Genomic DNA, 13,835 nt, shown 5'->3' with positions numbered 1-13,835 from the left:
CGCCTGGTCCGGAAGCCCCGTCACTGCCTTGTCCACTCGCTCGACCGGCGTGTGTCGCCCTCGGAACGGCAACGCCCCAGGGACGGAGATGACCGGCATGAGTTCGGGAGTCCCTACGGCCTTTCCGCCCATCGTCATGCCCCCTTGGCGGTGAGCCGGCCGATGGCCCGGATGACCTGGCGCCGAGTGGCCAGGCGGCGGGCGAGGAAGACCATCACCCGGTTCATGCGGCCTGCGATGACGCTGGGCGGCGGGTTCCTGCGGTCCAGGGCGGCCAGCGCGGTGCGGACGACGTCGACGGGTGAGGCGAGCCTGGTCCCTCCGGCGGCCTGTGGGGTGCCCACGACCTCGAAGAACTCGGTCCGGGTCGCTCCGGGGGACAGGGCCAGTACCCGCAGACCGGTGCCGCGTGACTCCTCCCACAGCGCTTCGGTGAGGCTGAGTACGAACGCCTTGGTCGCCCCGTAGAGCGCCATGCGCGGGTTGGGCTGGTAGGCGGCCATGCTCGCCACGTTGACCAGGACCCCGCGGCCCGCGGTACGCAGTTGGTCGATGAAGGCACGGCTGATGTCGGCGACCGCGGTCACGTCGACCGCGATCTCCCGGCGCAGCCGGTCCGGTTCCGCCTGGTGGAAGGGGCCGAAGGTGGCGAACCCGGCGTTGTTGATCAGGCTCGTGACGTGCAGGCCGAGCTGGGCCACCTGCGCGGCCAGCGCCTGCCCGGGGTGTTCCGTGGCCAGGTCCATTTCGACCACGTGCACCTGGATCCGATGCTGTTCGCGCAGCTCGGTGGCCAGCTTCTCCAGGCGTTCCCTGCGGCGGGCGACCAGCACCAGGTCGGAGCCGCGGGCGGCGAGCTGGCGGGCGAACTCGGCGCCGAGGCCCGCGCTGGCCCCGGTGATGAGGGTGGTGTGTCCGTGGTAGTCGACGGCTGGCATGGTCGTCCTTCTTTCAGTCGCTGCCTTTCTGGCAGTTAATGCCAAGTAGGCGGTCGCTGTCTAGAGGGGTACCCTGATGTCCATGACGACCTTGTGGGAGCGTTCGCGGCAGGTTGCCGTCCAGGCGATCCTGGATACGGCGGTTCGTCTGTTCGCCGAGCAGGGCTACGAGCAGACGACGATCGCGCAGATCGCGCGAGAGGCGGGGATCTCGCAGCGCTCCCTCTTCCGCTACTTCGGAACCAAGGAGGACCTGGTCTGCGGCGACCAGGAGGCGCTGGGCGAGCTGCTGAAACGGACCGTCGAGCAGCAACCGGCCGAGATGTCCGCCTGGGATGCCCTGCGCGCCGGATTCGAGGTCATTCTGACCGCCAACCACCCCCCGGAGCGTGCGCTGGAACTGTCCCGCCTCATCTTCGACACGCCCTCGCTGCATGCCCGCTACATCGAGAAGCGCCTGCGCTGGCAGGCCGAACTCGTCCCCGTCATCCGGGCGCGGCTGGGCAGCGGCCCCGGCCGCCCGGCTCCCGACACGCAGGCCAAAGCGATCGTCGCGACGGTCTTCGCCTGTATCGACACGGCAACCGAACTCTGGGCCGGACATGACGGACGGATCGACCTGGCAGACCTCTACGACCAGTGCCTCGCGGCGGTGCGGGACCACGGCTGAGGCACGTATCCCCGGCATATCTTCGCGCAGAACCCGACGTCACCGCGCGCTGTCGATTGCAGCGGCTTGAAGCAGGTGGCAAGGGTCAAGTGGTGGCGCTTCGGGGGGGGGACTGCCGGTGGACGTCGTCGCGATCATGGAAGCACTGGCTGAGCAGGGCGTAACGGTGCTGTTCAAGGCCGACGCTGAGCGGATGGCAGAGAGGCGCAGGCCCTGGACCTTCGTCGCCAGTGGGGCCCCGTTGCGCGAGGACGTCCTTGTGCGAACTGATGCCGCGTCTGTGGAGCAATGCCTCGCAGAGTGTTTGCCCCGTCTGCGTGAGCTGGGCTTTTCGTTCCCTGAGTGAGGGAGCGTCGTCGCGGTTCACCAGGGAGCCTGCCACGCGCAGCATGTCCGGCCAGTGCACCGCGACCTTGTTCAGGTTCACGCGGTTCCGCGCCAGCCCCTCCAGCGGCCCGTAGCCGCCGGTGGTGATGCCGGGCATCTCCGCGCGCCGGAACCGCTGGCCGGCCAGGTCCTTGAAGCGCGGGGAGAAGTTGTAGCCGAGCAGGGAGAACAGGCCGAAGACCATGTCGGAGTACGAGACGTTGTCGGTGGCCACCATCTCGGGCTTCACTCCGGCGTCCAGGTTCAGCAGCGTGTCAAGGATGTGCAGGGAGTCGCGCGGGGTGCCCGGCACGACCATCTGCCCGATGCCCGCGACCTGGTCATTCACGGCGTTGAGCAGGGTAGGAACCTTGCAGAAGTCAGCGGATGGTGAGGCCGCCGTCGACGGTGAGGATGGTGCCGGTGGTCCACTGGGCCGAGGCCAGGTAGGCGGCCGCGGTGGCGACGTCCTCGGCAGTGCCCAGGCGTCCCAGGGGGTAGGAGTGCTCGATCTGCTCGTCGTGTGCGGTGCGTTCCTCTGCGGTCATGGGGGCGATATAGGAGCGTTCGTACTTGGGAGTGCGGACGGCGCCGGGAGCGATGGCGTTGACACGGACTCCTTGGGGGCCGAGTTCACTGGCCAGCGCCCGGGTCATGGAGTTGAGCGCTCCGCGGGTGGCGGAGTAGGCGGCCGAATGACGGCCGGCGACCATTTTGCGGGCCCAGTAGCTGCTGATGTTGATGATGCTTCCCCGAGCGTTCAGGAGGGCGGGCAGGAGTTGCTGGCTCAGCAGCAGCGGCACCTGGACGTTGAGGTGCCACATGGTGTTCATCTCGTCGACCGTGGTGTCGGCAAGGGAGGCGAAGTGTGCGGTGCCGACGTTGTTGACGAGGGTGTCGACCCGGTCGGTCAGGTTTCCGACGTGCGCGGCGATCCGGGCGGGGGCATCGGGCGCCGAGAGGTCCGCGGGCACAGTGTGCACGGTGGTGCCGTGCCGGCCAAGTTCCTTGGCGGCGGTCTCGAGCTTGCCGCGGTTGCGGGCGACAAGGATCAGGTCCGCTCCGTCGTGGGCGAGGGCATCGGCGATGGCCAGGCCCAGGCCCTCGCTGCCGCCGGTGACGACGGCGAAACGGCTGGTGGTGCGGTGCTCGGACATGTCAGATCGCCTTTGTGTGGTCGGTGGAAGCACTCAGGGTCGCGAATCGGCGTAGCTGTTCGAGTTGGTCGCTGCGGGCGTGCTCTATGCCGGCGAGGGCGTCGCTGCCGAGAGGAAGGCGCAGCGGGGGGCTCGGCATATCGGCGAGGACGACGAGGGCCTGGGCCATGCGGGCGGGGTCGCCGACCTGGCCTCCCACGGCGCCGGCGGAGCGCGCCAGCGCTTCGTGCACGGGAAGGTAATCGGGGAGGGCGGCGCCGCTGGGCAGCCGGCTTGACCAGTTGGCGCGGAAGTCGGTGCGGGCTGCTCCGGGCTCCACGATCGTCGTCCGGATGCCCAGCGGGGTGAGCTCGGCGGCCAGTGAGACGCTCAGACCTTCGAGGGCGTGCTTGCTGGCCGTGTAGGCGCTCATCCCCGGCGCGCCGATCTGCCCTGCCAGCGAGCTGATCTGCAGCACACGGCCCGCTTTCGCCGCGCGCAGATGTGGCAGAGCGGCGCGCAGGACATTGGCGGCGGCGAAGAAGTTCACTTCGAACTGGGCGCGCAGCTCCGTGTCGTCCAGTTCCTCGAAGGGGCCCGCCAGCGCGTAGCCGGCGTTGTTGACGACGACGTCGAGGCGGCCGAACCTGGTGATCGCGTCATCCAGTACCGGACGCAGGGTACCGGCGTCGGTGATGTCCACGCTCACGGTGCGCAGACGCCCGGGAAAGGCGGCGGTCAGCGGTTGCAGCGGCTCGTCGTGGCGCGTGACCGCGATCACTCGCTCACCTGAACGCAGAACCTCACTGACCAGGGCCTGGCCCAACCCGCCGGACGCGCCGGTGACCAGCCACACGCGGGACCCCATGCTTCGCACCTCTCGCACGAGCCAAACAAACGGACCGATCTTGTCCGTTTCAGCGAGAGTAGAGGAGGCGGACAGAGGCTGTCCACTTATGGATAAGATGGGGTGATGAACACGGAGCGGCCCGCGGCGTCCCAGGGGACGGCGATGCCTGTGCGCGTCGACGCCCAGCGCAATGCCGCGCGGGTTCTCGCGGCCGCGCGTCGTGCCGTCGCCTCTGCCGGGCTGGACGTGAGCTATCACGAGATCGCGCGGGAGGCCGGCGTCGGTGTGGGCACCGTCTACCGGCGCTACCCCGAACGCGACCAGCTCATGGCGGCGGTGCTGAGCGACATCCTCACCGAACTGATCGACACCGCACACCAGGCTCTGGACTGCGATGACGCCTGGGAGGGCTTCTCGTTGCTCTTCACCGGCCTGGCCCTGCGCACCGCTCAGAACGCGGGACTGTCCGGCTCCCTGGACCAGCACGGCGGGCCCGCTGTCGCCCAGCAGCGCCACGAGCTCCTCGACCTCACCCGGAGGGTCATCGAACGCGCTCAGGACCAGGGACGTCTTCGCCGGGATCTGGCCTGGCAGGACGTGCTGCGGCTGACCGGCGCCCCAGCGGTACGGGGATGTGTGCTGGGACTTGAGCCTGATCCCGCACACGGTCACCACTTGGTGCTGACCGTTCTTCTCGACGGTCTACAAGCCGGCTGACACCGGCGGCGTGTCGAAGCTTTCAGGAGCGGATGACATCGTGCGGGAGTGGACGCCTACGAGGCGCCGACAGCACGACATCACCTCGGGAACTTCACCACGGTTCACCCCGACGAGCAGAGGTCAGTACCGGCGTACAAGCGGAAAACCTTGACTGCAACGTCGTCGCGGTCGTCAGCGAAGGTGTCTGGGAGGCCAGCGAGTAGTTCGAAGTCTTGCTTGCCGGTCGCCGCGTCGGCCACGACGCTCAGGGGCAGGGTCTCGAACTCTGAAGCGGACAAGGAAGCGTCCACCGCGACAGCGTGAGCGGCCAAGGACGCGAAGGCCTTCATGAGCCGTTCCCCCACCGCCACGTCAATGCCCCGGGAGTGCAGCCGCTCTCGGCGGCGATCCCGACGCCATGGCTCCTGGTCCAGCAGTGGCAGCAGGACGCGACCCAGGTACACGCAGCGACTCCACCGCAGTCGCGACGACTACGCCCATCAACCAGCCCTCATCGAGGACGCGCTCGGCAAGCAGGTGCTCGCGCTCCTGGTCCAGCTCCAGGCCGCCTGCACCGCCACCAACGACCTTGCCCAGGCAGTGGGAGGCTGCTGCATTCATCGCGACGCGTGAACCCATCGCCACCCCGCAGTGGGAACTCTCCGTCGGGGTCGATGATCTGGATGGCGTCATCTCCCGCGTGCAGGTCGGTGGCCAGAGTCCCACGACCTGGATCCGAGAGGCCGACCACCCCATATTGAGACTGCACCCCAAAAGGGCGGTCATTCCGAGTTCACTCTCTGGGCAATGACGCCAGCACGAGACGCGGTGCCGTCGGACCACGTTGAGTCGGTGGCTCCGGCGGCTGATGCTCTGTTGCCCAGCGGGCCGTTCGCTCCGGACAGTGCGGCCGGTGCGAAGGCTGGGCGCGTGCAGATGCTTCCGGAGCCTGTTCGTCGGCTTGCCGCCCGGTGCGCCGTGAACCTGTCGGTCGCCGGTGTCGCCTGCATCAGTTCCGGGGCGGCCGACACGATAGTCGAGGATCTCGCCGACGACGCCCAGGACCGCTGGGCAGATTCGGCGGGACGGCCGCTTACGGTGTCGTCACCGGGGTCGGCCCCGTCGCCCCGGCCTTCGGCATGGCGGTGCTCGCGCTGCTGCTGGTCTCTTCTTCCTGCGCGACTCCGACCGCGCCGCCGGCACCCTGCGCCCGGTCGTCCCACGCGGCGGCGCGGACACCGTCGAGGCGATGGCCCGGCGGGCCTTTGAGGGCGTCGGGGGGTTCATGAGGGGCACCACCGTGGTGGCCTTCATCGACGCGGTCTTCATCACCGTCGGCCTGCTCATCCTGAGCGTGCCGGGCGCCCTCGGGCTCGGCACGATTGCCGTCATCGGCGCCTACGTGCCGTGCCTCGGTGCCTTCGTTTCCGGGGGCGTGGCCGTGCTGGTGGCGCTGGCCGGTCGAGGGCTCGTCATCGCGCCGTGGGCACTCGGGGTGGTTCTCGTGGTTCAGGTGCTGGAGGGGAACGTCTTGCAGCCGATGATCCGGAGCCGAACCGTGCGGATGCACCCCGTGGTGATCCTGGTGAAGCTCACCGCAGGCGCGTCCGGGGCAGGGATCGTCGGAGTGCTCCTTGCGGTACCGGTCACCGCCGCCGCCTTCGGCCTCGTCCACGAGCTGCGCACACGCTATGCGTCGTCCGAGGAGCCGCCCTCTGCGGAGCCGTCTGCAAGCTCATAGAGTTACAAATCTCCGGCGACGTGCTCCGGCGCGGGTGGAGACGCTGCGGTTGAAGGCGAAACGCCTGCTGGTCACCGCCCAGGCCGGCACCGGCCCCACCACCACGTCACCCCCGCCGAACGACGACCGACTGAGACCGACCCGGAAACCGAATGGAGGACCGGTGCTGGATGTCAGTGCACTCACCTGGGCCGTCACCGTCGGCCTGATTCTCGCCTTGCTCGCCCTAGATCTGATCCTTGCTGCCGCGCGCCCGCACCTGGTCGGCTTCGGCGAGGCCACCGCGTGGTCGGTGTTCTACATCCTCGTCGCCGTGGGCTTCGGCGTCTGGTTCGCCGCGCGATACGGCGGCGAGTTCGGAACCGAGTACTTCGCCGGCTACATCGTGGAGAAGAGCCTGTCGGTCGACAATCTGTTCGTCTTCGTGATCATCATGACGACCTTCGCCGTGCCGGCGGAACACCAGCACAAGGTGCTCACCTTCGGGATCATGCTCGCCCTGGTCATGCGTGCGATCTTCATCGCGCTGGGCGCCACCCTGCTGGCGCTGTTCTCCTTCATGTTCCTGCTGTTCGGCCTGCTGCTGATCTACACGGCCGTGCAGTTGTTCCGCCACCGTGACGAGGATCCCGACATCGAGGACAACGTCATGGTCAAAGCTGCCCGTCGGCTCCTGCCGATCACCGACGACTACGTCGGCGGCAAGCTCACCACCCGCGTCGACGGCCGCCGGATGGTCACCCCGCTGTTCATCGTCCTGCTCGCCATCGGCAGCATCGACCTGCTGTTCGCGCTCGACTCCATCCCCGCTGTGTTTGGGGTCACGAGAGAGCCCTACATCGTCTTCGTCGCCAACGCCTTCGCCCTGCTCGGCCTGCGCGCCCTGTTCTTCCTCGTCAAGGGGCTGCTGGACCGGCTGGTGTATCTGTCCGCCGGGCTCGCGCTGATCCTCGCGTTCATCGGCATCAAGCTGATCCTTCACTGGGCGCATGTCGACGTGCACGAGGCCGCCCCCGAGATTCCCACCCCGATCAGCCTCGGCGTGATCGCCCTGGTACTCGCGGTCGTCACCGTGGCAAGCCTGATCAAGACGAGGCACGACCCGACCGCCAAGGCCCACCCCGGCTCACTGCGCGCACATCCCCCCAGGCGCGAGGAGTCCGACCAGGAAGCCGGTGCCCGCTGAACTGCGCTCGTCCGAGAGACAGACCCTGATGGCCCGAAACGGTCCGCCGGCCGCCGCGGTTCGCCATCCGCAACGTGATAGGTGCCACTGGTAGTGCGTCCACGGCAGCCGCCCCGTCCCGTCGGGCTCCCGCCTTCAGGGAATGGCCGTCGTCGAACTCCGCCGGCCCGCCGGCCCGGAGATGCCGGGTCGCCGCCTGGTGACCGCGGCACGCGCCTGCTCCGGAACCATGAAGTCGTGGGAAGGTGTGAGCCGGTCGGTGGCATCGCCGCCACGTCTGACTGCGACTACAAGGAATCCGGGCCCGCACGGAGAGAGAAGCAGAGACGGCGCGGCCAGCCTCGTCACGACGTGGGCGCCTCCGTCGATGCGAGCACACAGCAGCAGAGCGGCTGCCTCGGGAGCCTTGTATTGCTGGTGATCACTGCGGTCATCTGGGGCACCCGACGGCTTCGCCTACTCCATTTGAGCTGGTCAGCGTGCGTTTCCTCGCGGTTTCAACGGGATATTCGGGAGCTCGGGAGCAGGCAGCGGAGCCCCGTCGTAGCCGTGCACCTCGCCGAAACGGGTTCCCTTCATCCAGTCCTCGCGAGCCTGCACGACCTCGTCGTGCGAACGGCAGATGAAGTTCCACCACATGATGATCTCCTCCTCGAACGGGGGCCCGCCGAGCAGGACGGTGCGCGCGGGCCCGTCGGACTCGTTGAGGAGCGTCAGCGTCTGCGCGCCGGGAGGCGCGTAGCCCAGCTCGGCCGGGTGCAGCAGGGTGCCGGCGAGCCGGACGTCGCCGCGGTCCACGAGGAGGCCGTGCTCGAAGGCCGGGTCGACGGTGAGCGTGAGCGAGGCGCCCGGGTCGAGCACGATCTCGGCGCCGAGCAGGGGCGTGAAGGTCCGCACCGGTGAGGTGTCGCCGGCCAGCGATCCGAGGAACACGCGGATCTCGGCGCCGTCGGTCCGCACGGGCGCCGGCGCGTGGTGCTGGAAGTCGCGCGGTGCGTGGCGGTGGGCGTCCGGCAGGGCCACCCACAGCTGCACACCGTGCAGGGTGGTGGTCCCCGGGGTGGACACCTCCGAGTGGCTGATGCCGTGCCCGCCCGTCATGAGGTTGAGTTCGCCGGGCCGTACGAAGGCGTGGCTGCCGAGGCTGTCGCGGTGCTCGATCTCCCCGCTGAACAGCCAGCTCACCGTCTGCAGCCCGGTGTGCGGGTGCGGGGCGACGTCCATGCCGCCGGTGCGGGCGACGTCGTCGGGGCCGTAGTGGTCGGCGAAGCACCACGCGCCGATCAGGGACCGGGCGCGCTGCGGCAGCGTGCGCCGCACCGTCATCGCGCGCGGGCCGCCGAGGGGCACGTCGCGCGGGGTGAGTACGTCGATCCGCCATCCCTCCGGCCGCTCGCCGCCGCCCTCGGGCCCGCAGCGCATCTGCGCGGGTTCCGTCTCCACATTGCTCATCGGGACACCTCCGGCACCCATGATACTTTCAAATTCAACAATACGCCTGCTATCGCCGGACACCCCGCCGAACTTGAACCGTTCGCTTCCTTGAGCCGTTCGTGTCCGGGCGGTAAGTTCGCCGCCATGACCGGATCCCGGGCGCCGAACACCGCCGAGGTACTGCGCGACGCCGGTCTTCGGGTGACTGCCGCCCGCGTCGCGCTGCTGGAGACGGTACGGGCCGGTGACCACCTGGACGCCGAGGCGATCGCCTCGGGGGTGCGTGACCGCGTGGGGCACATCTCCCTGCAGGCCGTGTACGAAGGTCTCCACGCGCTCACCGCGGCGGGACTCCTGCGCCGCGTCGAACCACCCGGCAGCCCCGCCCGGTTCGAGGGGCGCGTCGGGGACAACCACCACCACCTCGTGTGCCGCTCGTGCGGAGTGGTCACGGACGTCGACTGCGCGGTCGGTGCGGCGCCCTGCCTGACCGCGTCCGACGACCACGGCTTCTCCGTCGACGAGGCCGAGGTCATCTACTGGGGCCTGTGCCCCGACTGTTCCACAGCCCGCAGTACCTGAGCACCTTGATCCGCTTGGTCCGGAAGGATTCCCATGTCCGAGAACCACGACGCAATCGTCACCGACGCGAAGACCGAGGAGGTCGGCGGCTGCCCGGTCGCGCACGGGCGCGCCCCGCACCCGACGCAGGGCGGTGGGAACCGCCAGTGGTGGCCGGAGCGGCTGAACCTGAAGATCCTCGCCAAGAACCCCGCCGTGGCCAACCCCCTCGGTGAGGACTTCGACTACGCCGAGGCCTTCAAGAGCCTCGACCTCCCGGCCGTGAAACGGGACATCGCGGAGGTGCTGACCACCTCCCAGGACTGGTGGCCCGCCGACTTCGGCCACTACGGACCGTTCATCATCCGCATGGCCTGGCACAGCGCGGGCACCTACCGGATCAGCGACGGCCGCGGTGGCGCCGGTGCCGGCCAGCAGCGCTTCGCGCCCCTGAACAGCTGGCCGGACAACGGCAACCTCGACAAGGCCCGCCGACTGCTGTGGCCGGTGAAGAAGAAGTACGGCCAGAGCCTGTCGTGGGCCGACCTCATGATCCTCGCGGGCAACGTCGCCCTGGAGTCGATGGGCTTCAAGACCTTCGGCTTCGCCGGCGGCCGCGAGGACGTCTGGGAGCCCGAGGAGGACGTCTACTGGGGTCCCGAGTCCACCTGGCTCGGCGACGAGCGCTACACCGGCGACCGTGAGCTGGAGAACCCCCTCGGCGCGGTGCAGATGGGCCTCATCTACGTCAACCCGGAGGGCCCCAACGGCAATCCGGACCCGATCGCCGCGGCCCGCGACATCCGGGAGACGTTCCGCCGGATGGCGATGAACGACGAGGAGACCGTCGCGCTGATCGCGGGCGGCCACACCTTCGGCAAGACCCACGGCGCGGGCCCGGCCGACCACGTCGGCCCCGACCCCGAGGCCGCCCCGCTGGAGGAGCAGGGCCTGGGCTGGCGCAACTCCTTCGGCACTGGCAAGGGCGGTGACACGATCACCAGCGGTCTCGAGGGCATCTGGACGGACACCCCGACGACCTGGGACAACAGCTTCTTCGACATCCTCTTCGGCTACGAGTGGGAGCTGTTCAAGAGCCCCGCGGGCGCCCACCAGTGGCGGCCGAAGGACGGCGCCGGGCAGGGCACCGTGCCCGACGCACACGACCCGTCGAAGCGCCATGCCCCGACGATGCTGACGACCGACCTCTCGCTCCGGTTCGACCCGGTGTACGAGCCGATCTCGCGGCGCTTCCACGAGAACCCCGACGAGTTCGCCGACGCCTTCGCCCGGGCCTGGTTCAAGCTGACCCACCGCGACATGGGCCCCGTCGTGCGCTACCTCGGCCCGGAGGTGCCGGCGGAGACGCTGCTGTGGCAGGACCCGCTGCCCGAGGTGACGCACGCCCTCGTCGACGCCGACGACATCGCCTCCCTCAAGAGCCAGGTCCTCGCCTCGGACCTGACGGTGGCCCAGCTGGTGACCACCGCCTGGGCGTCGGCCTCGTCGTTCCGGGGCAGCGACAAGCGCGGCGGCGCCAACGGCGCGCGCATCCGGCTCGAACCGCAGCGCGGCTGGGAGGTCAACGAGCCCGAGCAGCTGGCGACGGTCCTGCGGACCCTGGAGGGGATCCAGGAGTCCTTCAACGCCGGCCGGACCGACGGCAAGCGGATCTCGCTCGCCGACCTGATCGTGCTCGCCGGTGCCGCCGCGGTCGAGCGGGCGGCCAAGGACGCCGGCTTCGACATCGAGGTCCCGTTCACGCCGGGCCGGGTGGACGCCTCGCAGGAGCAGACCGACGTGGAGTCGTTCGCCGCGCTGGAGCCGGCCGCCGACGGGTTCCGCAACTACCTCGGCAAGGGCAACCGGCTGCCGGCCGAGTACCTGCTGATCGACCGGGCGAACCTGCTGACCCTCAGTGCCCCGGAGATGACGGTCCTCGTCGGCGGCCTGCGCGTGCTCGGCGCCAACCACCAGGGCACCCAGCTCGGCGTTCTCACCACCACGCCCGGGGCCCTGACCAACGACTTCTTCGTCAACCTGCTCGATCTGGGAACGACGTGGAAGGCGACCTCCGCGGACGCGAACACCTTCGAGGGCCGCGACTCGGTCACCGGCGAGGTCAAGTGGGCGGGCAGCCGCGCCGACCTCGTCTTCGGCTCGAACTCCGAGCTGCGCGCCCTCGCGGAGGTCTACGCGAGCGACGACGCGAAGGAGAAGTTCGTGACCGACTTCGTCGCGGCCTGGGACAAGGTGATGAACCTGGACCGGTTCGACCTCGTCTGACCGGAGGTCCGGGCCGGCCCGAGCGGGGCCGGCCCGGACCCTTCCGTCCCGGCCCCTCGATTCCGTCTCCCTCTCAGGGCTGGGCCGTGACGAAGACCCCCGCCTTCGCCGCCGCCACCGCGGCGTCGGCGGCGCGGTCCGCCGCCGCCTCGTCCAGGGGCTCACCGGTCGTCAGCAGCCGGTAGTAGAGCGGCGCGGAGACCGCCCGGATCACCTCGCGGGTGTCGGTGCCTTCGGGCAGTTCGCCCCGGGCGACGGCCTGACGGGCGCAGGGCTCCCACTCCGTGACACGGGTGTCGTAGAAGCGGTGCAGGGCGGCGGCCGCCTGTTCGTCGCAGGTGGCGGCGGCGATCATCGCCTTGAAGAGCGCGCCCTGACGGGCGTCGGCCAGGGTGCGCTGCACGAGCCGGGCGTTGGCACGCAGATCGCCCGCGAGCGTGCCCGTCTCGGTGCGCGGGAGCGACTGTTCGGCCATGTCCGCGAGCAGATCCGCGACCAGGTTGGCCGGACTTCCCCAACGGCGGTAGACCGTCGTCCTCCCGACCTCCGCGCGACGGGCGACATCGGCGAGGTCGAGGCCGGCCAGGCCGCCCTCCGCCAGTGCGTCGCCGGCGGCCCGGAGCACGGCGGCCCGGACCCGGGCGGTACGGCCGCCCGGGCGGACAGCGCCGGGTCCCGCGCTTGCAGCAGTCATAACGGCACTCCTGTTCCATTAAGTCGTCGGCCTCTGCTAGGCTCTGCCCCATCTTAACGGAACTTGTGTCCCGTTAGTGAGTGGGGTCGGGTCGTCATCCTCCGGCCCGGCTCGCGGGACAGCGGAGAGAGGGAAACGGTCATGGAACACAGGCGGCTGGGCGCATCCGGACTCATGGTCCCGGCACTGAGCTTCGGCGCGGGCACGTTCGGAGGGCGCGGAGAGCTCTTCGGTGCCTGGGGCAGCACCGACGAGAGGGAGGCGCGCCGGCTCGTGGACATCTGCCTCGACGCGGGCGTCACCATGTTCGACACCGCCGACGTCTACTCGGGCGGCGCGTCGGAGGAGGTCCTCGGTGCCGCCGTGAAGGGGCGCCGCGACCAGGTCATCCTCTCCACCAAGGCCGGCCTGCCGACCGGCGACGGGCCGATGGACGCCGGGACCTCCCGAGCCCGCCTGGTCAAGGCGGTCGACGACGCCCTGCGCCGGCTCGGCACGGACTACATCGACCTCTTCCAGCTCCACGCCTTCGACGCCGGCACCCCGGTCAGGGAAGTGCTCTCCACCCTCGACGATCTCGTACGGGCCGGCAAGCTCCGCTACACCGGCGTCTCCAACTTCAGCGGCTGGCAGCTGATGAAGTCGCTGGCCGAGGCGGACGCCGGCGGCCACCAGCGGTACGTGGCGCACCAGGTCTACTACTCCCTCGTCGGCCGGGACTACGAATGGGAGCTCATGCCGCTGGGCCTCGACCAGGGCGTCGGCGCCGTCGTCTGGAGCCCGCTCGGGTGGGGACGGCTGACCGGCCGGATCCGCCGGGGACGCCCGCTGCCCGCGGGCAGCCGGCTGCACGACACCGCGGACTACGGCCCTCCCGTCGAGGAGGAGCTGCTGTACCGGGTGGTCGACACCCTGGACGAGATCGCGGAGGAGACCGGCAGGACCGTGCCCCAGATCGCCCTCAACTGGCTGCTGCGACGCCCGACGGTCTCCTCCGTCATCATCGGCGCCCGCAACGAGGAACAGCTCCGGCAGAACCTCGGTGCCGTCGGCTGGACCCTGACCGAGGACCAGGTGGCCAGGCTCGACGCGGCGAGCGCCAGGACGGCTCCGTACCCCCACTTCCCCTACGAGCGCCAGGAGGGCTTCGCCCGGCTCAACCCGTCCCCGGTCCGGCGTGCGCGAGGCGACGCAGGGGCGCCCCGGGGCTGATCCGCGTCCGGGTGCCGGTGTGCGACATGCCGTCAACAGGAAAAGGTGGGCGGGCTGTCAGT

Annotated in this window: 12 protein-coding genes and 2 pseudogenes; 7 read left to right on the top strand and 7 right to left on the bottom strand. The window is 69.8% G+C overall.

Features of this window, described 5'->3' with window-relative positions; genetic code table 11:
* Window positions 1–134: 134 nt before the first annotated feature.
* Window positions 135–938, bottom strand: coding sequence for an SDR family NAD(P)-dependent oxidoreductase (locus H0H10_RS22465; RefSeq protein ID WP_188182824.1), 804 nt, complete (start codon window positions 936–938; stop codon window positions 135–137).
* An 82-nt stretch (window positions 939–1,020) separates the two neighbouring features.
* On the opposite strand from H0H10_RS22465, the gene H0H10_RS22460 reads away from it, so the two are divergent.
* Window positions 1,021–1,608: a TetR/AcrR family transcriptional regulator gene (locus H0H10_RS22460; protein WP_188182823.1), complete on the top strand. Its 588-nt coding sequence runs from the start codon at window positions 1,021–1,023 to the stop codon at window positions 1,606–1,608.
* Window positions 1,609–1,693: 85 nt separating this feature from the next.
* On the opposite strand, the pseudogene H0H10_RS40155 reads toward H0H10_RS22460, so the two are convergent.
* The 3 genes and pseudogenes from H0H10_RS40155 to H0H10_RS22445 form a co-directional block, all read right to left on the bottom strand.
* Window positions 1,694–2,338 (bottom strand): annotated as a pseudogene (locus H0H10_RS40155) (Tn3 family transposase); the annotation flags it as partial.
* 16 nt (window positions 2,339–2,354) lie between these two features.
* Window positions 2,355–3,131, bottom strand: coding sequence for an SDR family NAD(P)-dependent oxidoreductase (locus H0H10_RS22450; protein WP_188182822.1), 777 nt, complete (start codon window positions 3,129–3,131; stop codon window positions 2,355–2,357).
* Window position 3,132: 1 nt separating this feature from the next.
* On the bottom strand, window positions 3,133–3,978 hold the full coding sequence (locus H0H10_RS22445; RefSeq protein ID WP_188182821.1) for an SDR family oxidoreductase: 846 nt from the start codon (window positions 3,976–3,978) through the stop codon (window positions 3,133–3,135).
* 105 nt (window positions 3,979–4,083) lie between these two features.
* Between H0H10_RS22445 and H0H10_RS22440 the strand changes: the two genes are divergently transcribed.
* Entirely contained in the window at window positions 4,084–4,677 is a 594-nt protein-coding gene (locus H0H10_RS22440) for a TetR/AcrR family transcriptional regulator (protein WP_188182820.1), read from the top strand.
* Between the two features lie 104 nt (window positions 4,678–4,781).
* Here the strand turns inward: H0H10_RS22440 and H0H10_RS22435 are convergent, their stop codons facing one another.
* Window positions 4,782–5,009: a hypothetical protein gene (locus tag H0H10_RS22435; protein WP_188182819.1), complete on the bottom strand. Its 228-nt coding sequence runs from the start codon at window positions 5,007–5,009 to the stop codon at window positions 4,782–4,784.
* 586 nt (window positions 5,010–5,595) lie between these two features.
* Here H0H10_RS22435 and H0H10_RS22430 point away from each other — a divergent pair.
* Both H0H10_RS22430 and H0H10_RS22425 read left to right on the top strand, forming a co-directional pair.
* Window positions 5,596–6,400 (top strand): annotated as a pseudogene (locus tag H0H10_RS22430) (AI-2E family transporter).
* A 163-nt stretch (window positions 6,401–6,563) separates the two neighbouring features.
* Complete coding sequence (locus H0H10_RS22425; protein WP_188182818.1) at window positions 6,564–7,586, top strand: TerC/Alx family metal homeostasis membrane protein; 1,023 nt, start codon at window positions 6,564–6,566, stop codon at window positions 7,584–7,586.
* A 474-nt stretch (window positions 7,587–8,060) separates the two neighbouring features.
* Here H0H10_RS22425 and H0H10_RS22420 read toward each other — a convergent pair whose 3' ends face one another.
* A complete protein-coding gene (locus H0H10_RS22420) occupies window positions 8,061–9,038 on the bottom strand; it encodes a pirin family protein (RefSeq protein WP_188182817.1) in 978 nt (325 codons plus the stop codon).
* Between the two features lie 126 nt (window positions 9,039–9,164).
* Between H0H10_RS22420 and H0H10_RS22415 the strand changes: the two genes are divergently transcribed.
* Both H0H10_RS22415 and katG read left to right on the top strand, forming a co-directional pair.
* Window positions 9,165–9,602: a Fur family transcriptional regulator gene (locus H0H10_RS22415; protein ID WP_188182816.1), complete on the top strand. Its 438-nt coding sequence runs from the start codon at window positions 9,165–9,167 to the stop codon at window positions 9,600–9,602.
* A 33-nt stretch (window positions 9,603–9,635) separates the two neighbouring features.
* Window positions 9,636–11,867: a catalase/peroxidase HPI gene (gene katG, locus H0H10_RS22410; protein ID WP_188182815.1), complete on the top strand. Its 2,232-nt coding sequence runs from the start codon at window positions 9,636–9,638 to the stop codon at window positions 11,865–11,867.
* Window positions 11,868–11,940: 73 nt separating this feature from the next.
* Here katG and H0H10_RS22405 read toward each other — a convergent pair whose 3' ends face one another.
* Window positions 11,941–12,561: a TetR/AcrR family transcriptional regulator gene (locus H0H10_RS22405; RefSeq protein ID WP_188182814.1), complete on the bottom strand. Its 621-nt coding sequence runs from the start codon at window positions 12,559–12,561 to the stop codon at window positions 11,941–11,943.
* A 141-nt stretch (window positions 12,562–12,702) separates the two neighbouring features.
* On the opposite strand from H0H10_RS22405, the gene H0H10_RS22400 reads away from it, so the two are divergent.
* Complete coding sequence (locus H0H10_RS22400) at window positions 12,703–13,773, top strand: aldo/keto reductase (protein ID WP_188182813.1); 1,071 nt, start codon at window positions 12,703–12,705, stop codon at window positions 13,771–13,773.
* Window positions 13,774–13,835 lie beyond the last annotated feature (62 nt).

Source organism: Streptomyces griseicoloratus, from assembly GCF_014534645.1.
In the GTDB taxonomy this organism is placed as follows: domain Bacteria; phylum Actinomycetota; class Actinomycetes; order Streptomycetales; family Streptomycetaceae; genus Streptomyces; species Streptomyces griseicoloratus.
This window is presented reverse-complemented; position numbering and strand designations above follow the sequence as displayed.